At 55.4% G+C, this 25,138-nt stretch carries 20 protein-coding genes; 13 read left to right on the forward strand and 7 right to left on the reverse strand.

The window, feature by feature from the left end:
• Positions 1-12: 12 nt before the first annotated feature.
• Complete coding sequence (locus tag ACUIAF_RS05135) at positions 13-783, reverse strand: GNAT family N-acetyltransferase (RefSeq protein WP_258326485.1); 771 nt, start codon at positions 781-783, stop codon at positions 13-15.
• Between the two features lie 352 nt (positions 784-1,135).
• Between ACUIAF_RS05135 and ACUIAF_RS05140 the strand changes: the two genes are divergently transcribed.
• On the forward strand, positions 1,136-1,756 hold the full coding sequence (locus tag ACUIAF_RS05140; RefSeq protein WP_445337993.1) for an isochorismatase family protein: 621 nt from the start codon (positions 1,136-1,138) through the stop codon (positions 1,754-1,756).
• Between the two features lie 17 nt (positions 1,757-1,773).
• On the opposite strand, the gene ACUIAF_RS05145 is transcribed toward ACUIAF_RS05140, so the two are convergent.
• On the reverse strand, positions 1,774-2,520 hold the full coding sequence (locus ACUIAF_RS05145; RefSeq protein WP_445337995.1) for an SDR family oxidoreductase: 747 nt from the start codon (positions 2,518-2,520) through the stop codon (positions 1,774-1,776).
• Positions 2,521-2,737: 217 nt separating this feature from the next.
• Between ACUIAF_RS05145 and ACUIAF_RS05150 the strand changes: the two genes are divergently transcribed.
• Together ACUIAF_RS05150 and ACUIAF_RS05155 are read left to right on the forward strand one after the other, a co-directional pair.
• Entirely contained in the window at positions 2,738-3,661 is a 924-nt protein-coding gene (locus ACUIAF_RS05150) for a glycosyltransferase (RefSeq protein ID WP_445337996.1), read from the forward strand.
• A 3-nt stretch (positions 3,662-3,664) separates the two neighbouring features.
• Positions 3,665-5,716 carry a DUF6541 family protein gene (locus tag ACUIAF_RS05155; RefSeq protein ID WP_445337998.1) on the forward strand — a complete coding sequence of 684 codons (2,052 nt, stop codon included), beginning with the start codon at positions 3,665-3,667 and terminating at the stop codon, positions 5,714-5,716.
• Here ACUIAF_RS05155 and ACUIAF_RS05160 read toward each other — a convergent pair.
• Complete coding sequence (locus ACUIAF_RS05160; RefSeq protein WP_198216418.1) at positions 5,689-6,684, reverse strand: glycosyltransferase; 996 nt, start codon at positions 6,682-6,684, stop codon at positions 5,689-5,691. The two genes, ACUIAF_RS05155 and ACUIAF_RS05160, sit on opposite strands and share 28 nt — an antisense overlap.
• A gap of 153 nt (positions 6,685-6,837) precedes the next feature.
• Here ACUIAF_RS05160 and ACUIAF_RS05165 point away from each other — a divergent pair, with 153 nt between their 5' ends.
• From ACUIAF_RS05165 to ACUIAF_RS05190, 6 genes are all read left to right on the forward strand, one after another.
• Positions 6,838-8,160, forward strand: a complete 1,323-nt coding sequence (locus tag ACUIAF_RS05165) for an MFS transporter (RefSeq protein ID WP_445338000.1) — start codon at positions 6,838-6,840, stop codon at positions 8,158-8,160.
• Positions 8,161-8,263: 103 nt separating this feature from the next.
• Positions 8,264-8,392, forward strand: coding sequence for a hypothetical protein (locus tag ACUIAF_RS05170; RefSeq protein ID WP_445339163.1), 129 nt, complete (start codon positions 8,264-8,266; stop codon positions 8,390-8,392).
• 193 nt (positions 8,393-8,585) lie between these two features.
• Positions 8,586-9,326: an SDR family oxidoreductase gene (locus ACUIAF_RS05175; protein ID WP_015021283.1), complete on the forward strand. Its 741-nt coding sequence runs from the start codon at positions 8,586-8,588 to the stop codon at positions 9,324-9,326.
• 55 nt (positions 9,327-9,381) lie between these two features.
• The gene (locus tag ACUIAF_RS05180) at positions 9,382-9,807 is read left to right on the forward strand and encodes a TIGR02328 family protein (RefSeq protein WP_445339164.1); all 426 of its coding nucleotides are present in this window, start codon (positions 9,382-9,384) and stop codon (positions 9,805-9,807) included.
• A gap of 988 nt (positions 9,808-10,795) precedes the next feature.
• Complete coding sequence (locus ACUIAF_RS05185; protein WP_445338002.1) at positions 10,796-11,386, forward strand: hypothetical protein; 591 nt, start codon at positions 10,796-10,798, stop codon at positions 11,384-11,386.
• Between the two features lie 192 nt (positions 11,387-11,578).
• Positions 11,579-12,127 (forward strand): hypothetical protein, encoded by a 549-nt coding sequence (locus ACUIAF_RS05190; RefSeq protein ID WP_445338004.1) that lies wholly within the window; start codon positions 11,579-11,581, stop codon positions 12,125-12,127.
• On the opposite strand, the gene ACUIAF_RS05195 is transcribed toward ACUIAF_RS05190, so the two are convergent.
• Entirely contained in the window at positions 12,114-13,364 is a 1,251-nt protein-coding gene (locus tag ACUIAF_RS05195) for an MFS transporter (RefSeq protein ID WP_015021280.1), read from the reverse strand. The two genes, ACUIAF_RS05190 and ACUIAF_RS05195, sit on opposite strands and share 14 nt — an antisense overlap.
• Before the next feature lie 204 nt (positions 13,365-13,568).
• On the opposite strand from ACUIAF_RS05195, the gene ACUIAF_RS05200 reads away from it, so the two are divergent.
• The 3 genes from ACUIAF_RS05200 to ACUIAF_RS05210 all read left to right on the forward strand — a co-directional run bounded on the left by ACUIAF_RS05200 (position 13,569) and on the right by ACUIAF_RS05210 (position 19,340).
• Positions 13,569-13,754 (forward strand): hypothetical protein, encoded by a 186-nt coding sequence (locus ACUIAF_RS05200; protein ID WP_445338006.1) that lies wholly within the window; start codon positions 13,569-13,571, stop codon positions 13,752-13,754.
• Positions 13,755-13,899: 145 nt separating this feature from the next.
• The gene (locus tag ACUIAF_RS05205) at positions 13,900-18,687 is read left to right on the forward strand and encodes a Spy0128 family protein (RefSeq protein ID WP_445338007.1); all 4,788 of its coding nucleotides are present in this window, start codon (positions 13,900-13,902) and stop codon (positions 18,685-18,687) included.
• Positions 18,688-18,923: 236 nt separating this feature from the next.
• Positions 18,924-19,340, forward strand: a complete 417-nt coding sequence (locus ACUIAF_RS05210) for a hypothetical protein (RefSeq protein WP_015021278.1) — start codon at positions 18,924-18,926, stop codon at positions 19,338-19,340.
• Positions 19,341-19,422: 82 nt separating this feature from the next.
• On the opposite strand, the gene ACUIAF_RS05215 is transcribed toward ACUIAF_RS05210, so the two are convergent.
• From ACUIAF_RS05215 to ACUIAF_RS05225, 3 genes are read right to left on the reverse strand one after another with little or no spacing between them, the layout of a single operon-like run.
• Positions 19,423-20,193: an MIP/aquaporin family protein gene (locus tag ACUIAF_RS05215; protein WP_015021277.1), complete on the reverse strand. Its 771-nt coding sequence runs from the start codon at positions 20,191-20,193 to the stop codon at positions 19,423-19,425.
• Positions 20,190-21,824: a glycoside hydrolase family 43 protein gene (locus tag ACUIAF_RS05220; RefSeq protein WP_445338008.1), complete on the reverse strand. Its 1,635-nt coding sequence runs from the start codon at positions 21,822-21,824 to the stop codon at positions 20,190-20,192. The genes ACUIAF_RS05215 and ACUIAF_RS05220 overlap by 4 nt, the downstream gene beginning before the upstream one ends.
• Before the next feature lie 13 nt (positions 21,825-21,837).
• Positions 21,838-23,685 carry an alpha-glucuronidase gene (locus ACUIAF_RS05225; protein WP_445338010.1) on the reverse strand — a complete coding sequence of 616 codons (1,848 nt, stop codon included), beginning with the start codon at positions 23,683-23,685 and terminating at the stop codon, positions 21,838-21,840.
• A gap of 410 nt (positions 23,686-24,095) precedes the next feature.
• Between ACUIAF_RS05225 and ACUIAF_RS05230 the strand changes: the two genes are divergently transcribed.
• The gene (locus tag ACUIAF_RS05230; RefSeq protein ID WP_015021274.1) at positions 24,096-25,109 is read left to right on the forward strand and encodes a LacI family DNA-binding transcriptional regulator; all 1,014 of its coding nucleotides are present in this window, start codon (positions 24,096-24,098) and stop codon (positions 25,107-25,109) included.
• Positions 25,110-25,138: the final 29 nt, after the last annotated feature.

Here is a 25,138-nt window from a genome sequence, read left to right on the forward strand (position 1 = left end):
ATCAGCAAGAGTTCAGCAATCTTGCAGACGGCGCTTCTGCCTGCCCTGCTGATCGAAATTATCATCGTCCAGCCAGGTCTCCAATCGCTCTTTCACGGCCGGCCATTCACTATCCAATATGGAAAACCAATCCGTATCACGAGTTCGGCCCTTGTAGACCATATCGTTTCTGAACCGGCCTTCAGCCTTGAACCCCAGCCTCAGCGCAGCCGCCCGTGAGGGTGCGTTGAGGCTGTCACACTTCCACTCGTATCGTCGATAGCCCAAGTCCTCGAAGACATGCCGGGCCATCAGATACTGAGCCTCGGTGGCCTGTCTGCTTTTCTGCAACTCCCTGGTATAGATGACATGGCCCATCTCGACGCTTCCCATGTCCGCCCGAATCCGCATCAAGGCATACATGCCCAACAGATCCGACGAATCATCAAGCTTCACCGGCTCCTGTAAATCCGAATTCTTCCCACGCGCAGGCTGGCCAACACAAAGATCGGATGCGGACGGCTTACGCAGAATAGCAAAGAAGAGTGGATCCCAGCTTGCCGTCATGGAAGCAAAACCCAAGTCGAACGAGGCCCTATCAAGATAGAGGTCATGGCTACTGTAGGTCATGATGGACTCGTCGCAATCCGGGCCAAAAATCCGCTCGTAGAAGGCATCGCCTTGGTTCGCATCCAAGGGCGTCACCAGAACCGTCCTGCCTATCAACTTGGCAGGCTCCGGCATCATAGCCCCCGCGAACGAGACCACATCACCGATGGGCTGTTCGAACTCATTGATTCTCATATCCGCATCTCCTCCTCTGGGATGATGCTTGGCTCCGCCTTCGTTGTAAAGAGACAGGACAAAAGAATCACCTGTCATAACTGCACATAATCCTTGCATTCAGGATACCAAGCAAACACCCTGGAAATCCGCATAGGTACAACCACAAACGGCCACATTCAATCCTCTTTGCTGCCTTCCTGGTCATCCTGAGCACACGATGCAGATTCTCAGGCATATTTATCCACATGGGCAGAAGCCGAAGAACTGACGGCTCCGCGAGAATTAGACTGATGCATAAGAGGAATGCTCGCCGAGCTTCAACCGGTATTCCCCCTGCCTACCGTCAGCATCGACCAAGGGAGTGATCATCATGTCCAAGGCTTTGATTGTCGTGGATGTTCAACCGACCTTCTGCGAAGGAGGTGAGCTGGGAGTCGAGGGAGGCAATGCCACAGCCAGCAAAATCGCTGACTATGTCCACGACCATGCCGGGGACTACGCCTACATGGCCACCACCCAGGATTGGCACATCGAACCTGGATCTCATTGGTCCGACCATCCTGATTTTGTGGACACCTGGCCCAAGCACGGCGTGGCTGGCTCACCTGGTGCGGAGCTTCATCCCAGGATTCGGGAGCTGGACATCGTCCACCACTTCAAAAAAGGCCAGTATTCAGCCGCTTACTCCGGATTTGAGGGCATCGAGGACAACACTGATCGGATCCAGAGCAGGGAGGAGTTCGCTGCGGCCAAATCATCAGGCGTCACCCTGGCCGACGCCCTGGCGCAAGCTGGCGTCGACCAGGTGGACGTAGTCGGCATCGCCGAATCCCACTGCGTCAAGGAGACGGCCTTGGATGCTGCAAAAATTGGCTACCAGGTCACGGTCTTCGAGGATCTGACCGTCCCTGTCAGTGAGGATCAGGGCGTCGAGGCTCGAAAGGCCATGGCCCAAGCAGGCATTCATCTTCTTTCCTCCAATGGCGACTAAGGCAGTGGCAGAGGAATTCACCAGGGCTGAATGGTAGGGCCTACGGTGAATTCCGATACATTGGTATCCTCAGGCTGATCGATGGCAAAGGCCACCACCTGGGCCACCCGTTCGGGATCGATCTGGTAGCTGTCGTAGGTCTTATTCATATCAGCCAGAGTCTGTTTGTCCGTGATGGTGTCCAGCAACTCGGTTCGAATGGCCGCCGGGTAAATGGTAGAGGTACGAATATGGGTGCCTTCTTGGGCGGACTCCATCCTGAGCACCTCCATCAGGTCGCGCAGACCCCACTTGGTTGCCCCATAGACCGCTCCACCCGGATAGGCTTTGAGTCCAGCCACCGAAGAGGTGGCGATGAACTGCCCGTGATGCTGCCCGACGAATTCCGGCAGGGCCGCAGCAATGCCGTATAGTGCGCCTTTCAGGTTGACATCAATGGTTCGATCCCACTCGTCCACATGCAGAGCCGACAGAGGCGAGTTAGGCATGAGGCCAGCGTTGAGGAATACCACGTCCACACCGCCGAACTGCTTCTTGGCGAAAGCCACGAAGTCCTCATTGGCCTGTCGATTCGTCACATCCAAAGCCATGGAGACTGCCTGGCCACCCGCCTGAACGATGTCGTTGACAATCGTATCCAGCCGATCCTTGCGGCGAGCGCCCAGCACCAACCTGGCCCCTCGCTGCGCCAAGAGCCTCGCCGTGGCCTCCCCGATGCCGGACGAAGCTCCGGTGATCAGCACTGTCTTATTCGCAACTGTCATAGTTCCACCTTTCCCCGATCTTCGGTCGGCCTGATGGTACAACCTCGAGTCGCTGGAAGTGCAAGTCTTAACTACAACCAGACCCACATCCACAACCATGATCAAATACGAGGTAGGGGCTGAGCCTTTTGACAAGGAAAGATCAGTCCGGACCACGCCAGCATGGGCACATGTAGAATCGACGCAGTAATCCATGAAGAAAGGCGGCGGCACTGCCATGAGCGTAAGGAGCCAGAGTCACACTCCGTTTTCCCTCCTGATGGCTGTCTATGCCGGGGACACGCCCTCCTTCGTTGCCCGCGCATTGAAATCCGACACCATCGAACAAACCCTCATGCCCAATCAGGTCGTCATTGTGCGCGACGGTCCATTGAGCAGAGAACTGGCTCAGCTGATTGATCAATATCCGGCTCAGCTGAAGGCACAGTTGCTCCATGCCAATAGAGCCGAGGAATTGCCCGAGTTCACGATCGTGCGGCTGCCGACCAACAAAGGACTTGCCCACGCACTGAATTTCGGGTTGAAGGCCTGCAAGTACGAACTGGTGGCCCGGGCGGACAGCGACGACATCTCCCGGCCATCAAGATTCAGCGTTCTCATCCCCCTGCTGGCCTCATCGGGTCTAGACGCCTTGGGTAGCGCCATCCAGGAGTTTTCAAACGACGAGCACACCCCCGGCCGGATCCGCTATCTGCCGAGCGGAGGATTCGAACTTCGAACATACGCCACCCTGCATTCCCCACTGCATCACCCCAGTGTGGCCTTTCGCAAGACCAGCGTGTGCAGGGTTGGCGGTTATCCGGAGGGATCCGGGCGCTTTGAGGATTACCGTCTTTGGGAAACCATGCTGGTCGCCGGCGAGCATATCGGAAACATCAAGAAACCCCTGGTCCTCTATCGATCTGATACGGCTATGTATCACCGCAGAGGCGGCATGCGCATGTTTCGTGACGAGCTGCATCTACAAAAGGATTTTCTGCATGACGGCTTCATCAACCCTATACAATATGTCAGAAACATCCTCATCCGCGCCTGCTACCGTCTGCTGCCCGACCAAGTCCGCAGTTGTCTGTACGCCATCATGACCACCCTGCTCAACCGGTTCCATGGGAAGTCGGTGAATGACAGCAGAAAGAAGTGACTCATGCAATCAACCCTGATGACCTGGCAACAATCCTGGCCACTGTTGCTGTTCATCATCGCAGCCCTGTATCTGCCTGGCTGCCTGCTGGTGACAGCACTGGGCAGCCGCAAACCCATCTTCGTGACGGCACTTGGCCCTGTGGTCTCCATCGCACTCGCGGGCATCGATGGCGTGCTCTTCCAGCTCTTCGGCATATCCTGGAACTGGCGATCTTACGGGCTTTCGGCCATGGCACTCATTGCCATCATTCTTCTGGCGCGTAAGCTCTTCAATCATTTTCGTAATCCTGATGGAGCTGGCCGAGAATCCTCGACTCTGGCAAGCAATGACGGAAAAACCAAACTTCGATTGAAGCCCTTCCTTCCCGCAGTCATCGGCACAGCAATAGCCGCCTGCAACATCGGCATCAGGCTGATGCATGCCGCGCCTTCGCCGGATCAGGTCACGCAAAATTACGACTCGGTCTTCCACTACAACATTGTGGCACGAATTGTGCTCACCGGTCAGGCTTCATCCCTGCACGCTCTTCCGCCCATCAGGGAAATATACCCCATCGCTTTTCAGGAATTCGCTGCCATGGGAGCAATGGCCTATAGGCCCGCCACAGCAGTCAGCGCAGTCACCTGCACCTGGCTGGTCTTCGCCGCTCTGATCTGGCCGGTCTCCATGCTCTTTCTGGTCAGAACCCTGCTGGGTAGACATGCCTGGAGCGATCTGCTCACACCGGTACTCGCCTCATGCTGCGCGGGCTTCCCCTTCCTCCTGCTGGATTGGGGCACCTTATATTCCATGTTCGCCGGCCAGGTCATACTGCCCGTCTTCGTCGCGCTTACCTGGTCCTGGTGTATAGACGGGTGGCGGGAAAGCCGCCAATCCGTAGTCGGCCTTGTCTGGATTCTCCTCAGCGTCGTCGCCGTTTCCTTCTGCCATTTCAGAGTCATGATGACCGGTGCTCTTCTTGTGCTGCCAGTGATTCTGTCTTGGCTGATCAGGGCAGGGAGGCAGCTGGCCCAAACCAACAAGCATCGTTTCCATGTGGCCGCCGGTGTATTGACTGCAGGCTTCCTGGTCCTGCTGGCTATAGGCCTGAAGATCTTCCATAATCTGTACCTGCAGGGTCCTGCCCGGAAAATATCGGATCATCTCAACGGCGGCCCGGCACAGCCTACGGAAGACCTGCCATCCGCCATAGTGCGCTTCCTGTTGGGACAGCCCATCGATTCAGGCAACCGTCGACTACCGGTATACTGGCCCCTGGCTCTGGCCCTGATCCTGGCCCTGATTGTGCTTTGTCTGCACCACAGCAGAAAGGACATGCTCCTAGTGTCATCCTTCCTGCTGCTGGGCCTGGTCTTCGTCGCCTGCGCGGGCACCCATGCCGATTGGGCCAAGATCCTTACAGCCTTGTGGTACAAGGATCAACGCCGCCTCTTCTCCGCCTGGCCTGTAGTAGCCATCCCCATCATGGGCATGGCCTTGGAACATGGCATCGAGGCCTTGAAAAGGTATACGCCGCAGGCCGAGAAGATGATATCGATGCCAATTATGATGTTGGCAGCCACGGTAGCCGTGCTGATCTGCACTTTGAATCCGCAGTTGGACTCCATGGAGAAGACTTTAGGCTCAACATATACTTTCGCAGCCAACAATGCCGATGCTCCGATGCTGTCAACTGACGAATTCCTGCTGATGAAGAGAATGGGCCGCCATGTATCAGATCGCGAGCAAGTCCTGTCCGATCCATGGAATGGCAGCGGATACATGCTGGCTATTGGCGGCACCACACCCTTCTACGCCCACTTGTACATGAATTGGGACCATGACCATGCCTACCTGGCCACAAACTTCGAACACATAGACTCAGACCCGCAGGTGTGCAGGATCCTGACCGCTCATCACATTGACTGGTATGCGGATATGGGCGGACCATACGTTGCCAACGATCCCCAGCATCAGATCTTCAATGGACTCCAACCCGTTCCGCAAGCCCTTCAACTGGTTGACAGCCAAGGCCGGGCGAAGCTCTACCGGATCACCGCCTGCCGTCCCTGATCGGCACGGTCGATCAGTGCCTGAACCTCGGGTTCCCGGGCAAACAGATCATGGTTGCTGCTAGGGCGTGTAGCCAGGCCGGCTTTAAATCCACGAGACAAGCAATGCAAGATCTGCCGCCGATCATGCGCCCTGACAAAGGTAAGAAGCCACCGTCTGCCAGTAGCAACGAGCAGTGCCAGAAATTCAATCGTTGTGAAATTGCCCCTGCTGAATCGGAACATCCATATCTTGTTGCGCACCTCATAGAAGAAGCGAGAACCCGGGTCGGCATCGCTGGAGCCGAAGACCTTGGTTTTATGCCATACCCGACTGGCAGGAACGTAATAGCCGATACCCGTTTTCAGCAGTCTGGAAGTATATTCGAAGTCATCATTCCAAAGGAAAAAGGCGGCACGCGGCAGAGTTCCTGCAGCTTGGATGGCCCTGACATTCACCAGGCAGGAGACGAAAGACAAGGAGCGGACCTGGTAAGCATGAGCGCTGACCCGCAACTGTGGCCTGCCGTTCCTGATCGGCAGACGTCGACGGGGCTTGTTCATCCCATGCACCCGGCCGTCGACCCAGACAGCCTCAGAGCCCAAAAGGGCCGGCCAAGAGCCATTGTCGGTATGAGCCTCGGAAGCAGCATCCAGCAAACCAGACAGAGCATCAGGCTGCGGCACCACATCGTCATCCATCAGCCACAGGTAAGCTTCACACCGGGGAGGAATATTCGCCAGGGCCGCCGCCATGCCAGCTACGAATCCCCCCGCACCGCCCATATTGTGATGCAAACGGACCAAGTCAGGTTTCGAGGGGTGCGACAAAACCACATCCACCGGTCCGTCCTCGCTGGCATTGTCTACGACAAGGACTTGATCAGGCTTGCGGGACTGGCTGCTTATGCCATCCAGGCACTCCTTAAGGAGTTTGGAGCGGTTGTAGGAGACAACAACAGCGACGACAAAAAACCTCATAGTCTGCATTGTAACGATAGGTGAGGGTCAAATATTGAACTACAATTAGTTCTTAAATTCCCCATAGTGGACATTCAAAGCAGACAAACCGCAGAACAATGGGAGCATACAAACCAAGCAGCAGTTAGCCAGTCCCGATTCCGCGAGAGGAAGGTCGCAGTCATGTCGACCACACCGACACAGCCATCATCACGAAAACAGGCTGTTTACCCGTACTTGATCGTGCTGTCGGGCATCGTCTTCACGGCCATCCCGGTATCGCTGGTCTGCAGTTGCGCAGGTATCTTCTTCACGCCTGTCAGCAGCTACTTCCATGTTCCCAAGGCCGCATTCACCGGATATTTCAGCATATTCAGCATCACCATGGTCGCCTTCCTGCCGGTGGCCGGATGGCTGATGCACCGCTACGATCTGCGCATCGTACTGACGGCAAGCACCGTCCTGGCTGGACTGGGCTGCCTGGGTATGTCCCGATCATCCGCCATGTGGCAGTTCTATCTATGCGGAGTGGTTCTGGGAATCGGCATGCCGGCCGTCCTCTATCTGTCAGTGCCAACACTCATCAACGCCTGGTTCCGCAAGCGGGTCGGGTTCTTCATCGGCCTGTGCATGGCCTTCACCGGCATAGGCGGCGTGATCTTCAACCAGATAGGCACCATGATCATCAGATCCGCCCCTGATGGATGGAGGCGGGGATATCTGGTTTTCGCTATTCTCATCCTGGTGGTCACCCTGCCCTTCACCATTTTCGTCATTCGCAGCACACCCGAACAGATGGGTCTGCATCCCTACGGCGCCGACCAGGAGCCTGATGCAGCTGAGACGGCCACCAATAGTGCAGGCACCGGGAGCAAAGACCAAAAGAGTCCTGAGCCTGCAGCGTCAACCGTAGGCATGACTGCCTCCCAGGCCTTGCGCTCCCCTGCCTTCTGGGCGCTGGCGCTCTTCTGCGGTCTGATCACCATGAATCAGACCATTTACCAGTTCCTGCCCTCCTACGCGGCATCCCTGCCATCCATGGCAGCCTACACGGGACTGATCGCCTCCTCCTGCATGGCCGGCCAGGCCATCGGCAAGATCATCCTGGGCATGGTCAACGACGGCAGCATCGTAGGCGGTCTCTGTCTGGGCATCGGCGGCGGCATTCTCGGCGTCTGCCTCATGGTCGCCTTCCCCGGATTGCCCGTGCTCCTCCTGCTGGGAGCCTTTGCCTTCGGCCTTGTCTACGCCTGCACTACTGTGCAGACACCAATCCTGGTTACAGCGGTCTTCGGCTCGCGCGACTACACCAACATCTATGCACGTATCCAGATGGTTGGGTCCCTAGCCTCGGCCTTCGCAGCTCTCTTCTGGGGCGCCATCGCTGACCAGCCCCACGGCTACATCATCATGTTCGGTCTGAGCATCCTGATCATGGTTGTGGCCTTGTTCCTAGGCATTATCCCCCTGAAAGGTACGCGCAAGTTGACCGATCAGATCGCCTGACCTGGCCCTGCAACTGACAGCCTTCACAATCATTTCGCTTTCCGTCATGCGTCGACAGGAGGCGGCAAACCGTCGCTACTACTATCTTGGTCATGTCAGCGCGATGGGGCCATCGCGAGCCGCGGAGAAACCAGGGCCGGACGGCAAGGGCCGAGTACCTGTCACCATCACCGACCTCGGTCTTGACCGACCTGTGGATCATGAACTCTACCGTCATCTGCTCGACGTCTAAGCGCAACACAGTCAGCAGAACAGACACGCTGCTTCAGCGGGGAATATATTGTGACCCCCCGCGGAACCGTCGGCACCTCATGGACAACTTCGAAACGTTGGTGGGACCAGGGTCATACATACGTCGGTCATCAGCGTGGGCATGCCATCCCATAGGATGGAATACGACAGCACATCTCTATAAAGGAGTGGACATGACTGATCGACTACAAGGTAAGGTAGCCATTATCACCGGAGGAACCGGCGGCATGGGCGTGGGCATAGCCGAATGCTTCGTCCGCGAGGGAGCCAAGGTGGCCCTTACCGACATCAAGGAGAGCGATGCTTCACGCAGCTTCATGCAGGAGCACCCCGGGCAGGTCGTTTTCCACACCTTGGACGTGACGGACGAGGACCAGTGGGTCTCCACCATCGACACCGTTGAAAAGGAGCTGGGCCAACTGACCACCGTGGTCAACAATGCCGGCATAGGCGGCAGCGGGGCCACCATGGACCAGGAGAGCTACGAGGACTGGAAAAAGGTCATCGCCATCAATCTCAACGGAACATTCCTTGGCACCAAGCATGGCATGCGGGTCATGAAGGGTCGCGGTGGATCCGTTATCAACATCTCCTCCATCGAGGGCTTCGTAGGCCTGAGCGGAGCCGGAGCTTATAACGCCAGCAAGGGCGGTACCAGGCTACTGACCAAGTCCGCCGCCCTGGATTCCGCCAACAACAATTACGGTGTTCGCATTAACTCGGTCCATCCCGGATTCATCAAGACCCCTCTGATTAGCCAGAGCCTTGAGGACAGGATGAGCAAGTTGACGCCTCTGGGCCATATCGGAGAGCCCCAGGACATCGGAGAAATCTGCGTCTATCTGGCCAGCGACGAATCCAAGTTCGCGCTGGGTGCCGAATTTGTTGTGGACGGTGGATTCATCGCCCAGTAAGGAATTCCAGTAAGGAATTGCCGGAACCCCTCCCTCTGCCAGTCCGCTTACAGTGATGCAAGCGGCTAGGCTGAAGGAGGGGTTCGTCTATGACCCCAACGAGGGGGTCGTCATGCGATTGTGGCATCAGGATCTGATCCCGTTGCTTCCCAGACAGCAGCTGCTGGGCCAGCATCGGGAGATCACTGCACTGCGGGGCCTGGGGTGGGGTCGACGGCATGCCACCGTTGACTACGTCTTCCACCACTGCCCATACAAGCTCTTTCAATTTCATCTTCTGGTCATGGCAACGATGCGCGAGCGCGGCTATCATCCTGATCCCGCCTGGTATGACCCGCTCTACCGTGGCAGACATTGCCCTCCCTATGAGGATCTGGTTGTAGAGCCGTTGACGGACCCCATCTACCCCGAGCATGATGCATCCTATCTGCAGGAGTGCTTGGAGAATCTGGCAGGGAAAGGCATCCATCTGACTATCTGACCATCACCCTATAGACAGCATAGGATCACGTATAACATCGATGGACGATTATGCTTAGGACCATTTTGCAGATATTTAGGGGGCGCCCGTGCCCATCATCAACGTCATCAATCTCATATATTGATAAAATAGCCCCGTAAATAGTAAGGTGCCTTTGAACAACTTACTTGATGATGGTCTTTCTGATACGTATTCCTACAGAGTGAAACAGGAATGCATTACTGGCAGGGTTGACACTGAGCTTTCTCCTTGCGCTTTCTATGCTGCTTTGCATCCGTCCGGAACCCTTGCGACCCATCATTTCACAGGATTCTGATTATTCGACGCTGAGTGAGGCAAATAGACGTCCCAACGGCATTATTACTGAGATACTTGCAGACCCTTTGGGCGGTGGCTGATAGGGTTGATATATTGAACGAGTTTGGTGACACAGATCGTTTCGGGCTCATGATACCGATCGGATATTCCGGAGTCGAGCGCGACCCGGAACAGGCATACACATCTTATGCCATAACGTTAGTTTTAGATGAGCCAAGTATCCCCATATTTTTCGATGATGTCGGTGTAAAAGACCAGCAACAGCGAATACCTACGCCAACAGCTTGCCCGTGCATGATGCAATTGACCCAAGATGATCGATTTGCATTGGATCGTCTGCGTGAACGTACTCATCAGCAGGATCAAATCATCACATCATTTCAGTCGCAAATAGCCAACCAGTGTACCGCGATAAAACTCATTGAGACTCGATCTGAGGAACAGTCAGAGCATCGGTCGGCATCGAGTACATCGCTGTGGCATAGTATCGTCTGCTAGAATATCCCCAGCAAGTTTACTGATGCCGATTTCCCAAAATGCAAAATCAGATGCTCCACTTTTAACCAATAGCATGTCTTATCCTCGATGAGATAGCTTTAAGATACACGACAGTGGCGTTGGGTGTTGTATCTATAAATCAGTCCCAAGCTATATAACCAGGAGGGTCTGAATGTACGGACTTGAACTTTTACAGGGTACCTATCAAGAAGCCGTAAATGTTTTTTTGACCAAATACGGAGGGGCGGCAGACGATTACTTTTCCGAGAAGTCTTATGCACGATTCAAAGCCGGGGGAATTAAAGCACCTACCAAGAGAAAGATTTCCCGCACCTCTGAGGGTTTGTATTGTCATCACATCGACGAAGACAAGATGATTATGATGGCCTCGCCGGAATTTATCAGGTATATGGACATTCCCTTTGATTACCAGCGCAAGAACCGGCTTGTATACTGCAATCTCATCGAGCACGGGATACTTCATCTGCTTATTGCTTCTGAGACCTATGGCAGAGGATACGAATTAGGTTGTCTGCCAGGTGTCGGTGGCTATGTGAACTTCATACGCCCGAACCTTATTCAGTGGCTCATCGATGGGGTGGAACCCAAGCTTCCTTGGCAGATAACATGTCGTAACGCGATATTTATGAACAAACATGCTGCTAAGAAAATGATCAAGCAAATGGACAGGTTTCTTTTTGACCGTTATCCGTCTGTGACCAAGAAAGATCTAAAGGAAGGCTATAAAGCTTTCCAATACTGATGATGGCCTCTTGTAAGAAGTCACCCCAATTGCTAGTTGAGAACGTACTAAAGTGTAAAGATATATCATTAATTCCATCACAGCCTTAGCCACATTTGTAGCTATTCCTGCGACCATCGCGTACTCCGCCTGACAGATGAAGATGACCTTTGCAAGGGACGACGAACGGCGCAATTACAACCTCTACTAGACTTGCTCAAACAAGCTTCACGAGTTGATGTTTGGGAGTCCAAGACTGCTCGGAACGACAATCAGAAGCAAGGGGCAGATGAATACCTGATCATCACCAACCACAGCGAAGGCACCATTCGCCAAGTCTCAATCCTAGTCCATGAGGATTTGTTGAAGCATTCCCGTTTACAAACCATCAATCTCCAGCACAATAAAGCCAACTATTACCGGTGGCCTGGATTCGGCCATCATCACGCCTGGCGGACATTGCCAACAGCGGATTGGATAATCTCGATGGATCCAGATTCACGATTTACCTGGAGCCTGCCTACCATCTGCCCTGGGAACATCTTTGAATCCCCACGCTTTTTAGACAAAAACGATCCTCAGGACCGGTGCCGACTGAATGCAGTAGCCATAAAATTCACTGACGTGTACGGCAATATTTGGGAACGGTTGTTTGAATCCGAGTATCTGCCCAAAGACCATGCTGCCGGTCTCCATCTCTTGTATTCGCCCGACGACCGGCTGGCGGAGTTTTGCAAACCGAAGGGCGTCATTCCCGAGTGAGCCTGGACACCGTGGGCACCAAGAGGGTAACCGCCGCCAGCAAGAACGCCAAGGGCAGCAGAGCAGGCCTGACACCGGTATGGTCGGCCAAAAATCCAATAGCCGGAGGAATGATCCAGGAGACCCCGTAGTAGGCAGTGGAGATTACCGAAGCACGCTGGGCCGCCACGGCTGGATCCCTGGTTGCCAAAGTGGTGACAATGGGCACGCCCAGAGCGGCTCCGACACCCCAGATCCCAGTGCCCACAAGACTAAACACAAAAGAGGGCGAAAGAGCATAGACCAGGATGCCCAGAGCCGAGACCAGGAGGGTCAGGACCAACGAGCGCATATTCCCCAGTCGTTCAATCAGATGCGTACCCAGCAACCTTGAGACAATCATGGTTGCAGCGAAGATCGTGGGAGCAAGACCGGCTTGAGACTCAGGGACACCGAAGGCATCGACCAGGCCGATTCCGCTCCAGTCATTGACGGCACCCTCACTGGCCTCCAAGGCCACGTTGATCAGGGCAAGCATGAGAACCAGTGCATCGCCCCAAGCAGCCAACTGCTTGCCCAAGGAGGATGATTGCTCCGACCCCGCCTGCTGATCCGAACGTTCGTCGTCAGCGCCGCCCTTGTAATCCCCTAGAGGCTGAGCCGGGCAGAGCAGGACGCAGGCGACCACCAGAGCCAGGCTGATCAAAGCATTGACAGCCAGGTGCACGCCTATGGCCACACCCCGATGAGACAGGAGCGAGCCCAGCCCCAGGGCAAGAAACATGCCCAGACTGTACGAAGCATGGAAGCGCGGCATTATAGACCGAGAGGAGAAGCGCTCCACTGCCCCGGCCTCGACCGTGTTGACCGTTCCCCAGAGGCTAATCCCAGCCGAGTTAAAGAGCAACCCCAAAACCACCCCAGGCACTGATCGCAGAGTGACAGCCAAGGCCGCGATTACCATGCCCAGGCACCAGGTGGAGGCCGCCAGCAGCATGGCCCGCCGCACGCCCAGCCGATCAGTCAACACTCCTGAGACCAGCATGCCGACCAGAGCGCCGCAGCCGCCCAGGATGGTCATCAGAGCCAGGCCCGAAGGCTGCAGACCAAGGCTGGCCTTGACTGTTGGCAGTCGAGAAATCCAGGCCGAAGTACCGATGCCCATGATGATGAAGAACCCGTAGACAGCCAACCGCTCTCGTATTCCGTGACCCGGAAAATCAGCAGGCGAGAGCTCATGATGATCCCGTTCACTCATGCAGACCTCCCTGTTATGTCCATAGTCGGCCCTTTACTCCGGAGGCGCATATTAACAGCGGAATTATAACCAATGACTTTGTATACTGTTCTATAAAACTAGTATCGAATGACTCGAGAACCATCGTAGACAGTCGACCGGATGACCTGAAGGGGATGCCCGGACCGACGCCCTAGGCGGTCGTCGGCGCTCAAAAGGAGAAACGTGGCAAAGGGTAATTTGAGTGGAAAAGTCCTGGCCGGCCTGATGGCTATGGCCATGTTGATACCCACCATGGCCATAGCCGATGGTGGGCAGACAGCTGATGCCCAGACCACCGCCTCCACATCAACATCTGCAACGACACATGCACAACAGGCGACTGGGACAAACCAGGTGTCATCCACGTAGACCAAAACCTCGACTCCACAGTTAGACACTGCCACGTCCGGGGCAGCGCAAACCACTCAGAAGTCGAAGTCGACCCCCCCCCCCGAACCAGGCCGCGCCCATACAACCCAGCAGAAGGCCGACCTCCAAATCGGCAATCAAGGAGATGCTGGACACCGACGACGCCGTGGTCACCACACTATCCCAGGCATCCCGCTCCACCGGCACGGCTCCTTTCGACAAAGACAACAGCCCCGGCGACGACCACGATGCAGACAATGACATAGTGCGCACTTTCGATAAGGTGTCCTACACCTACTCTTTTGCCGTAAATACCCGCAGCGAGACAACCAGTTATCGCCGAGGCCGAATAGGCTTCCAATTCAAACTGAACCAGCCTGAGGACCAGGTCACCTTTGATGTGAATTCCATGGGCTGGGTGGACACTACGCCAGAATACCGGCCAAAGCAAACTACAGAGACCATCGACGGTCATCCGACACAGGTGCTTACCGTTTACAGGCTACTCACCGCCCCACAGAATTTGCCTACCGTTATTCCGGGATCCTCCAGCGTCACTCTGGTCCTCCGGGTCCGAAGCATGCCCAATGGCAGCAAATTCGCCCCCGAGGTCCAAGCCTGGGGCGCTCCGAATACCACCACCAAGACCGATCCTGCTTCAGCCACATCCGATCAGGTCACCGTGTCGGCCAAGCTCAATCTGAACCTGCGAATCACTGGCGGAACCAATGAGGGCTCCGGCAACCAAATATTCGACTTCAACACCCCAGCCGCCAGCAATTACCCCAACCATGAGCTGGGTAAGCGCAAGGGGATCATCAGCAAGTTCAACTGGGCCGTTGACATGCGTTGGCCCGATCGAACCAAGGGTCTCAAGGGTCTTGAGGTTCCCATTGGCCCCATAACCTTTTCCCTGTCACTGAGCAATTTGTGGCAGACCGCTGGAGGAGATGCCTATCCGAAGATAGAGGATCTGCAACCCTACTTCTGGGACATCGGCACCATCGACGGCGACTTCAACAACAGCGGGCGCGACACCGGCGATCAGGGCTGGAGACCCACTCTCAGCAACTATGGCTATGCCCGATCCACGGGTGGCACGGCTGGGAAGGACCGAGTCCAAGGCAATGGTCATTACACCGTGGCTGAACAGCGCAACAGCCAGGGCCTCAGGCTGGACCTGACTTTGAAGGACTATGAAACCAACGACCCCTTCCCCTATCTGGGACACACCTACGCACTAGACGCCAAGTGCACGACTGCCCTGGCCTCGACTGACTGCACGCGACAGGAAGTGGCCGAAATCTCCACTGGTTACCTATATGTCTTCAACCCCTCCACTGTCGGCGACAAGGACGTGGCCAACTACTATGGACAGACCGGTCTCAGCTTGCAGAGCAAGGTCGACGAGGGCAACCTGGGTGCGAAATCGCTATCAAACCAGTCTTTACCCTCTGCCACCGGCCCCAAGGACACGTCAAACCAACCCGACCAGTCCGATGACATGTGGCACAACGTCATCTTCGCGCTAGGCTCCAACACATCAAAGGCAGGCATCAGCAACATCATTCAGTACAGTTGCATGACGGCTCCTAACTATTTTGATGACGGGGTGGACTGCGGGTGGTGGAATGCTCCTGACAACCTACGGGGGACCGACTCAGCAGTCGCAGGGACCAAAGTGCGGGTAACGGCCGGTTTTAACTTCAAAACCAGCAAGGCCGATCTGCCTCTGCTGGGAATGTCCTTGGTCAAGATCGACCCAAAGGTCGTTAGACTACCGGACCCCGCAGGTCTGGATATTCCCTGGGTCAATGGCATCTGGCAGAACGGCAAATACGATAAATACGAGTCAACGAGCGATCAAAACCCGTCACAGGAACTGGTCATGTACACCACCAAACCCGACGGAAAGGACTGGAAAAACGACACTGAGCAAGCCAATGCCGACATAGAGGATCTGAACTTTTATAGCACGCAGAAGGATGCAAAGGAGCATGGCACGGTTGTAGGCATGCTGCTGGGCGGGCACACCGCCGCGCCCTCCAAGTTTGCCGAAGAGAATTCCCGATTCGGCTTCGGCGGATTTGTGATCAATGCCCTCCCCGACGCCAAAGTAGGTTCTGTAGCCCAGCTGACATCAGTTTCGCGCACCTTCACCCGCAGCCAATTAGCAGCTATGGCCGGGCTGAGCCCCGAGAACTCCAGCGATCAGGAATGGGAAGACTGGGCCAAGCAACAGAACCCCTACGAGCTGGCCAAAATCAAATCTCCCGTCTTAGCTACATCCGCCGGAGGCTATACCAAGGCCAGCTATGACCAAATAAACGGTTACCTGGGCGGAGACACCGGCGGCAATGAGCACGGGGACAGCCTCTATGTAGCCGGCGAAACCAACACCATCTCCAACGCCGTAGCACAAACAAGCACCAATTCCAAACCCAAAGAATACTTTGACATAGACAACGATCAACGGTTCGTTGACTGGCGGCTAACCATCAACACCGGCACTTCAGCTTCGCAAGCCAACAAGGGCGCCAGAACCGAACTCTACATCACCGACAAACTACCGGCAAAGCTCCACTACATCCCCGGCAGCGCCCGATTGGGCGGCACATATACGGAAGCCACGCCTGAGATGGGCCACATAGAGGGCGGAACCGCCTGTGAGCCATCAGTGAGCACGGACCCCGTAACCGGAATCACCACTCTGTCCTGGACACTGACCAACATCCCTGTGGACGGCAACAACCGCGTCATCCACTTCTCCACCTCCCTGGGTGACCTGCCTGACCCCAGCAAAGACATCGGCTCCAACGAAGACTTGACGACCTCTGCCACAGTTCAGTCAAAACAGAATATGTCCCAGCCCAACACATACTTGAAGACTGCCGATTCCTTCACCATCCACGCCTGGCGAACCAACACAACCAGCCTTTCCACCTCGGCCGTACAGGATACTAATGAAGCCGGTGCACCAATCGGCTTCACCAACATGCTGAGCAGCACCTCAGGCAGTGGCAAACAGCATCACTATGCCATCGACATCATGCCGTACAAACAGACAAGCGGCAAACCCGACTTCCACGGGGAACCCACTTTTGCCGATATGAACGTAAAAGCTTCGGCGGGGGCTAGTCTGAGCGGAATCACCATCCGCTACACCACAGATTCTCGATGGCGGGTGAATGACACGAGTTCCATACAATCCCAGGATTACCTCTCTTGGGACGAGGCTGACTTCAACACAACAAGTGGCGAAGTGAAAATGCCTGAAAACGTGGTCGCCTGGGCTTTCATCATCGATGGGCAGCCCAACCAATTCCGCTATGACATTACTTTCCATATAAATCCCGGAAACAACTCCTCCGGCGACCTCTATCGGAATCGCTGGGGCAATGCACTGAACCAAATGCCTGTCCAGGCCATGGTTGTTCAACGTTCCATCAGTGGTATCGTATGGTACGACGTCAATGGGGACGGCACACGCTCTTCGGACGATATTCTGCTTAAAGATGTCAAAGTGACCCTGCTCGACGATACTGACGACAAGCCCGCCAAGTCGGTCGTCACCCCACATGATGATCTGAGCACAAAATCTGATTCCCAGGGCAAGTACGAACTGACCAATATACCGGCAGGGAAATTCCACCTGCGCTTCGACCCCGCTCCGAACACGAACTGGACCCACCTGACTACAACAATCCAAAAGGCCGGCGGAGCCAGCCCGAGCGAAAACTCATCAGCCAGCGACATACTGGAGGGCGGGACCATGAAAGGTGCCGTCATCAACGATATTGAGTTCCAGAAGGCCGAGGATATGGTGGACACGGCCAGCCAATCCTTGGATTTCAACAACTGCGGCCTGACAGGAACAATGGGCACCAATGAAGTGTCTGCCGGAGTCAAAGTACAGATCCAAGGCAGGAACTGGCTTAACTCAGACTCCTTCACACTGGCTGTCGACCCCCTGCGTGGCGCACCGTCCGCAGCGTTGCCCGGCCAAATCACCATAGACGCCGACAACCAAAATACCCAGGTGCCTGTCAACGTGTCTGCTCTGCCCGACGATGGCAGCTACGAGTATCGTATACACCAGGAAACCGGCTCCATTCCTGGTCTGACGTATGATCAGAGCACTGCAACCCTGACCATCACTTTGACAACCGATGCAGCTCAGTTACACCGTGCCGCCAAGACGCAGTGGACTGACAGCAAGGGCAGCAAGATAGACACGGCGGTCTTCACCAACACCTACCGGGCCCGGCCCGCCACGGTGAGCATCACCGCCGTCAAGCACCTGGACGGCCGGGGCCTGAAGGCCGGGGAGTTCTCCTTCCGCCTGTGGGACAAGGACAAGGGGAAGCTGGACGAGGCATCCAACGACGCCCAGGGGAAAATCGCCTTCAAGCCCCTGATCCTGGATAGGGCCGGCGAGTACACGTACTCCGTGAACGAGGTCCAAGGCAGCCTGCCCGGCATCGCCTACGACACGAACGAAGCCAAGATCACCGTCCACGTCACCGACGACCAGCAAGGCCAGCTCCAAGCCGCCATCGACGGCAACAACCCCACCTTCACCAACACCTACCGGGCCCGGCCTGATAAGCCTGATAAGCCAGATAACCCCGACGACCCTGGCAACTCCGGAGAACATAACAAGCTGAATCAACCGGTAGAACCGAGCAAGCCGGGCGAATCGAATAATGCGCCCAACAAAACAGATCAGACTAGTTCCAATAGCCAAAAACCGGCACCAGGAAACCAGTCTTCTAGTGACCAAGCGAAATCTTCTACGAATTCACAGGCCCTAGCCGCCTCCGGCGCAGACATAGTCATGCCTGTAGCACTGACTGTCGGCACTGCCGTACTAGGCCTGGCACTGATGTGCCTGTTGCGGCATCGCAGGGATCAGGATACTGACCTGGGCTGATCGTTCCCTGCATGAGAACACAGCTGGGCCTCTTCTTCACTGATGACAGGCGCCTATGGCGAACCTCACGGTTCCCTGCCCCTATCTGCAGACGAAATTTGGTATTCTTGCAAGTGGAAGGAATCTTGCATCCAGAGGTCACCGTCGACGATGGACGGTCACCTGAACGGTCATGGCCCTGCACGGTCATGACGTCGATTGTCACACGTGCAGGCCGTCACACAGAAAGGTCAGTCATGGTAGACGATACAGTCATTGTTGTTGATACTTCCATGTTCGGAAAAGATGCCGCCGCGAAGACCGCCAAGGCCAACGAGGTCGCCCGCAAGTACGGTATCAGCGACGAGGCCCTCAAGAAGGTCGAGGATTACAAGAATCAGTTGAGCTACCACCAGGCATGGGACCTGCCTTTCCTGGGCTACGTGGACGAGGACGGCTATGGATATGCCTACGTACCCAACAAGGCTGTCGCAGCTGATGGCTGGGATGCGCATAAGGCCTTCCTGGACCTGCCTGATGATGCCCAGACAGCCTTCGCCATCCGCATGCTCTTCACCCATCGCGACGTCGACCGCCACGGTGCAGAGATGTTCCTTCACCACGGCCGCGGGCTGACAGTCCGCTTCCAGGAGCCCACCTCAGCCAGCTACTGAGCTCGAGCTACCTAACTAACTCGACCCCCGGTTCTGTCGTAATAACCCCCTGACAGGGCCAGGGGCTTTTCCATGTCGACAATCAAGGCAGAAGCCCCATCCAGGCAGGAGCTAGCACACCGATGCAGGCTCCGACGATCGGCCCGACAAAGGGTATCCAGGCGTAGCTCCAGTCCGCATCCTTCTTGCCGGACATGGGCAGAAGGCAGTAAGCCAATCGGGCGGAAAAGTCACGTGCAGGATTCATGGCCGCACCAGAAACCCCTCCCAGGGCCATAACCAGAACCGTGATGACCAGGGCCACGCCCAGCGGCCCGACTTGCGTAGGAGTCCCACCATTGAGGAAAACCCAGGAAACCAGGATGGCCGTGCCGATGGCCTCCGATGTCAGATTCCAGAAATTCGAACGTATGGCCGGCTTGGTGCAGAAAATCATGAGTTTGGTATCTGTATCGGTCGAAAGTTCGAAATGCTTGCGAGTGCCCAGGTAGCCCAGACAGGAACCTAAGAAAGCCCCAAGGAACTGGGCGGAAATGAAGATGGCCACATTGGCCATGGTGACCGGAATGCCACCCTTGCCCATTGCCAGGCCGTTCAGGGTTGCTTGTGGGTCAATCCAGTGACCGACCACCCTGGCCAGGGTCACCGCCGGATTCAGATGGCCGCCCGTTCTCCACCCCGCATATACGCCTACATAGACAGCAAGACCCCAGCCCAACGACGCGTTGATCCAGTCGGCTCGATAGGCCCCTGTCTTGGGGAGCGACCTACTGGCGGCAACCATGACCGCGATGGCCATCATAAGGGCGGTGCCCATGAACTCCGAGCAGAACATCTGCACACCGCTGATCATGCTCTCTCCTTTAGCTCCCTGTAATCAAAGGAGCTGAAAGTGGCCAGGCTCCCATAACCCGAATAATCAACCGCTGCCAAGCCGACAAAACCACCGGTGAAGTAACCGTCAATCTGCTTATACACATGGTCGTCCGAAAGGACTGCCGCATCCAGGATAACCGGAACCGTGGCCCAGTGACGACCATCGAATGAGTATTGATAGGAGTAGGACGAGGTGCGGACTTTGGTTTTGAACCAGACATGAGCGCCCGTAGGCACAGGAATTGCTTCATCCTTGAGGTATGAGACGTAACGATTTCCATCAGATTGGGCGACCTCAATCACCCGCGTGCTACGCCTTTCATCCCAGGTGACAAATATCCAACTGAAATTTGCGTCGCTGTAATAGTTGGTCAACCCCGCCATAGCCTGATAGGACCTCGGTTCAAAATCCATCCGCACCTGAGCGTCGAAGTCGAAGGCCTGCCAGCGTCTGGCCACCAGAGACAAGTCAAAAAGATTATGCAGCGACCCCTGGCCCCTCAAGCGGAGGGAGCCTGCACCCACTGAGCCCATTTTTTCATTGAAGGGCACCCGTAATGTACACCAATCCGGACCAAGCGTATCCGATTCGAAATCATCATGCTGATGGCCCTCCTCGTGCTCTTGCGAAGACACTGGGGCATCTTTGGGAGCCTCCACATACCGACTGCCTCCGTGGCCTCCCTTGATGTGAGGCCATCCGTCCTCGTCCCACTCCACCTTCTGGATGGATGTCTCGCGACCTAAGGTGCACCACCCTCGAGGATCCACTACCGATTCCTGGGGTCGGTGCCAGGGACGAGCGCACAACGATGCGTAATACCACTCTCCCATGGGGGTGTCCACCAGCGATCCATGCCCCTGCTTCTGCAGGTAGGACCGGGGGGTATCGAAATTGCTCAGGAAGGGTTCATCCCCCGGCATGGTTTCGAAAGAGTCAGCCTGAAGCGTCCGCGAACGTGAGACGGTCTCCTGATGAGAGAAAGTCGTGCCCCCCTCGGCCGCGAACAGGTAGTACCACCCATTGATCTTGTAAAGATGAGGGCCTTCAGACAACCTGACATCCGTTCCCCTCCATATGGTTCTGGATGTCTCAGGCAACAGCCGCATGTTGGATGTGTCGAATTCAGTCAGTGTTATTCCGTCGAAGTGATGATGATACTCACGATGATCCCAGGTCTGCTGAATCAGATACTTTCTGCCGTCATCGTCGTGGAAGAGGGATGCGTCGAATCCCACGTAGTTGATGGGCACTGGATCGGTCCAGGGTCCTTCTATGCGCTCGGCGCTGGTCAGATAGTTGGTGCCATCCTTGAAGGTGCCCGTGACGGTCTTGATATCCGAGAAGACCAGCCAAAACCGTCCATCGGAATAGGAGAGGTCAGGAGCCCAGACGCCGCCCGAGGAGGGGTCGCCACGCAGATTGACCATTCTCTCGGAATTCAGGATGCTGGTCACATATTGCCAATGGACCATGTCACGTGAAGAATGGACGCGTACGCCGGGAAACCACTCGAATGTGGAAGTGGCTATATAGTAGGTGTCCCCAACACGAATCATGGATGGATCAGGATGGAAGCCCCTTAACACCGGATTGTCAATGATCATCTGTATTTCCCCCTTATGCGTAAATCTTGCGGCCGAGCCTGTCGGGCACTCCGCTCATGCGATGGAAGTATGTGTTTATCTGATCGCGCCATTCGACTGCGTCGGCTTTCTGCGCCTGGAGTCTGTCTGCCACGTTCTCCCAGTCAGCCTGGGGAATCGAGCCCTTGACTTTCTTCCAAAGCGTTATATATCGCTCAACTTCCTTTACGCCTTCGAAATGGGAGCTGTAGATGTGCTGGATGAGCGTCTGCCCATCATGAAGCACATGGTCATAAGGCAGATGGTGAAAGAAGAGCAGCAGATCGTCCGGGGTTGTCTCCGCATGTTCGAACCGCTCCTCAAGAGCCTTATGATACTGGGCCGTAAAGCCTGTCCCGGTTGATTTCGTTCGGTCCACGCCGATTCCGTCTCGGTCAGCAAAATGATACGTGCCCCACCGGTCGTATTCATATCCGTTCACGTCCACGCCATAGTGCAAACCGGGCTTGACCATGAACCCTACACCCAGAGGAGCGGTGTAGTTCTTGAAGGTTTTGTTCGAAGTTAGCATGATCTCACTGACGGCCTCCCTTGCCGGGCCGCGCAAATCAGGAAAGGTGAGCGTCATCCATTCATCCAGAATGGAGCCAGCCGTGGCCTCGGGATCCCAGCACATACGACCGAACCCGTAAAGGTTAGCCTGAGCCAGGGTGTTTCCTGTCCAGTTGTCATCCATGCCCACATTGCTGACTCCTGCGAAACCCGTATGAGCGGAAACCAGGCACAGCTTCGGCACCACGGCCTTGACACGTGCATCAGTCTGTGGGGCACAGGTATCCCAATTGGTCATTGCCAGCCACTGCGGCAGAACATAGTTGACGTCAATCTGCTGACCAAGGTATTCAGCGGTGATTTGGAACTCGATCATAAGATTCGTACGGGTCATGCGACCTATCAAGGGGTTGACAGGCTCGCTGACCTGGAAATCGATGGGGCCGAATTTGACCTGGAGAACGACATTTTCGGCAAACAGCCCATCAAGACCAATGAAGTTCTCGTATGCGGATTTGGCCCTATCCAGGCTCCTATCCCTCCAGTCCTGATTGCAGTCGTAGACAAAGGCCCTCCATATGACAAGGCCACCGTGCCTGGACAGGGGTCGAGCCAGCATATTGGCCCCATCGACGTGGGTGCGCCCGTACCGCATGGGGCCCGGCTCTCCTTCAGCATCCGCTTTGACCAGGAAACCGCCAAAGGCGGGAATGCGCTCATATATATCATCGACTGTCTTTTCCCACCAAGCCGACACCTCATCATCAAGGGGGTCCGCCGTGGACAGACCTCCGACATCGATGGGCGAAGCGAAGCTCACCGACAGGAAGACCCGAATGCCGAATTGCCCGAAGATGCCCGCGAGCACTGCAACCCGGTCGAGGTATGGTTCGACAATCAGTTTCTTGGCCTGGCCTCGCACATTCACATTGTTCAAAGCTATGGCATTGATACCGATTGATGCCAGAAGACGTGCATAGGCGGTCACCCTTGCCAGATCACCTCGGAAGGGATCGTCCTGGTGCCGATCAGGAAAATTACGGAAATCAGCATGGCTATTAGAACCCAGAACGCCGAAAAAGATGGATTCGCCTGCGTACCCGCGCTCAACCGAACCATCCGTCTGATCCCAGTGGTCGATCATTCTCAATGCTTGATTCGGCACTGACTCAAAGTCATCGATCTGCTGCCCGCATGCCTTTCTGCGCACCCATCCGTAGAGGCCATAGAGGAGGGCCGTGGCCGTATTGCCTTCGATGCAGACACAATCCCCCTCTGTGTGGATGCGATAGGCCCCGTCCTGTTCCGCGGGTAAGGCAGCGGAATTCATTATGAAGACCAAATCCGCGCACTCCCGGTCAGCCGCTTGGCTAGCCCCGAAGAAATCAAGCAGTTCTCTATATATGCGCGTCGCGACAGGATCTTGAAAATCAAGACCCTCAATATAGAACCTGCGGGTGCCGACTATGGGTCTTATGACTTTTGGCGATAGCCACATGGGCTCAAACATGCTCATTCCTTCTTCGCTGCAGACTTGGCATAGTTGATAACGTAAATTTCGTTACTAGCTTCGTAATTTTATTATATACGTACCTTGTACAATGATTCCCAGACAGTGTCCTAGACGACACAAAAGAGTCCACTACCTTTCTATTAGACACAGGTGAGCAGTAATCTAGTAATTACTTAGAAAGTTTCGATGAATTCAATCGCACACTTACTCGGAAAGGCTCCCGAATCATGAGGAAAGTTGTGAAACTCGCTGACATTGCAAAAGAGGCCGGAGTCTCCACTGCCACTGTCTCCAAAGTCGTCAATGGACGATCCGATGTAGCCAAGACCACACGCGACCATATCGAGAAGCTGCTAGACTCGGCAGGATACAAGAAATCGCTGACCAAGACCGCCAACAGCAATTCGATTGAAGTCATTCTCGAACGAATCGATACCGTATGGTCCTTGGAGATCCTCCAAGGGGTGAGCGAAATGGCTCAGGAAAACGACCTGAGCGTCACTCTGACGATGGCCAAGACCGGTGACGAGAGCGACAATCATTCCTGGGTCTACGGGACTCTGGGACGGCGTCCAATTGGGGTTATCTTTGTGCTTCTGGAAGGCAACAAGAAGGAAAGACGCCTGCTCACATCCCGCAATATTCCTTTCGTCACAGTGGATGCACGAGGCGAAGTCGCACAGGACTCCATCACGCTCAGGGCGGACAATTGGACTGGTGGACTTTTGGGAACCAGACATCTAATCTCCCTGGGGCACACCCGGATCGGAATCATCACTGGTCCGAAAGACATGACCTGTTCCATGGCACGTTATGACGGATACTGCTCAGCCATGGCCAAGGCAGGCATTCCTGTGGATCCCGCCTTGAAGCGTTCAGGTCAATTCACCGAAAGCGACGGTCGCGCACAGGCCCTGTCCCTGCTCTCCATGGACAATAGGCCAACAGCCATCTTTGCTGGTGACGACCTTCAGGCCATGGGCATCTATGAAGCGGCCCGACAGTTGGACATCAGCATTCCAGGCGATTTGTCCGTAGTCGGATTCGACAACATCCGAACCTCGGAATACCTGGGTCCAGCCTTGACCACGGTTGAACAGCCGATTTCCGAGATGGCCCGTCATGCCGTTAAACTTATTCTGCAAATGAAGGATGGGCAAAAGGTGGAGAACGAAAACGTATTTCCCACCAAACTTATTGTCAGGAACAGCACGGCGCCAGCACGTGAAAACAAGGGGTGAAGCAACATCGCGGCATACCGCTCTGCTGC

This window comes from Bifidobacterium sp. ESL0822, from assembly GCF_052606675.1.

Bases quoted from the DNA above. Each gene is read 5' to 3' on its own strand.
- ACUIAF_RS05230 (WP_015021274.1), top strand. From the start codon at position 24,096: ATGAGGAAAGTTGTGAAACTCGCTGACATTGCAAAAGAGGCCGGAGTC.
- ACUIAF_RS05220 (WP_445338008.1), bottom strand. From the start codon at position 21,824: ATGATCATTGACAATCCGGTGTTAAGGGGCTTCCATCCTGATCCATCC.
- ACUIAF_RS05210 (WP_015021278.1), top strand. From the start codon at position 18,924: ATGGTAGACGATACAGTCATTGTTGTTGATACTTCCATGTTCGGAAAA.
- ACUIAF_RS05160 (WP_198216418.1), bottom strand. From the start codon at position 6,684: ATGCAGACTATGAGGTTTTTTGTCGTCGCTGTTGTTGTCTCCTACAAC.
- ACUIAF_RS05180 (WP_445339164.1), top strand. From the start codon at position 9,382: ATGCAAGCGGCTAGGCTGAAGGAGGGGTTCGTCTATGACCCCAACGAG.
- ACUIAF_RS05150 (WP_445337996.1), top strand. From the start codon at position 2,738: ATGAGCGTAAGGAGCCAGAGTCACACTCCGTTTTCCCTCCTGATGGCT.
- ACUIAF_RS05175 (WP_015021283.1), top strand. From the start codon at position 8,586: ATGACTGATCGACTACAAGGTAAGGTAGCCATTATCACCGGAGGAACC.
- ACUIAF_RS05165 (WP_445338000.1), top strand. From the start codon at position 6,838: ATGTCGACCACACCGACACAGCCATCATCACGAAAACAGGCTGTTTAC.
- ACUIAF_RS05215 (WP_015021277.1), bottom strand. From the start codon at position 20,193: ATGATCAGCGGTGTGCAGATGTTCTGCTCGGAGTTCATGGGCACCGCC.
- ACUIAF_RS05170 (WP_445339163.1), top strand. From the start codon at position 8,264: ATGGGGCCATCGCGAGCCGCGGAGAAACCAGGGCCGGACGGCAAGGGC.
- ACUIAF_RS05225 (WP_445338010.1), bottom strand. From the start codon at position 23,685: ATGAATTCCGCTGCCTTACCCGCGGAACAGGACGGGGCCTATCGCATC.
- ACUIAF_RS05195 (WP_015021280.1), bottom strand. From the start codon at position 13,364: ATGAGTGAACGGGATCATCATGAGCTCTCGCCTGCTGATTTTCCGGGT.
- ACUIAF_RS05140 (WP_445337993.1), top strand. From the start codon at position 1,136: ATGTCCAAGGCTTTGATTGTCGTGGATGTTCAACCGACCTTCTGCGAA.
- ACUIAF_RS05205 (WP_445338007.1), top strand. From the start codon at position 13,900: ATGCTGGACACCGACGACGCCGTGGTCACCACACTATCCCAGGCATCC.
- ACUIAF_RS05155 (WP_445337998.1), top strand. From the start codon at position 3,665: ATGCAATCAACCCTGATGACCTGGCAACAATCCTGGCCACTGTTGCTG.
- ACUIAF_RS05185 (WP_445338002.1), top strand. From the start codon at position 10,796: ATGTACGGACTTGAACTTTTACAGGGTACCTATCAAGAAGCCGTAAAT.
- ACUIAF_RS05135 (WP_258326485.1), bottom strand. From the start codon at position 783: ATGAGAATCAATGAGTTCGAACAGCCCATCGGTGATGTGGTCTCGTTC.
- ACUIAF_RS05145 (WP_445337995.1), bottom strand. From the start codon at position 2,520: ATGACAGTTGCGAATAAGACAGTGCTGATCACCGGAGCTTCGTCCGGC.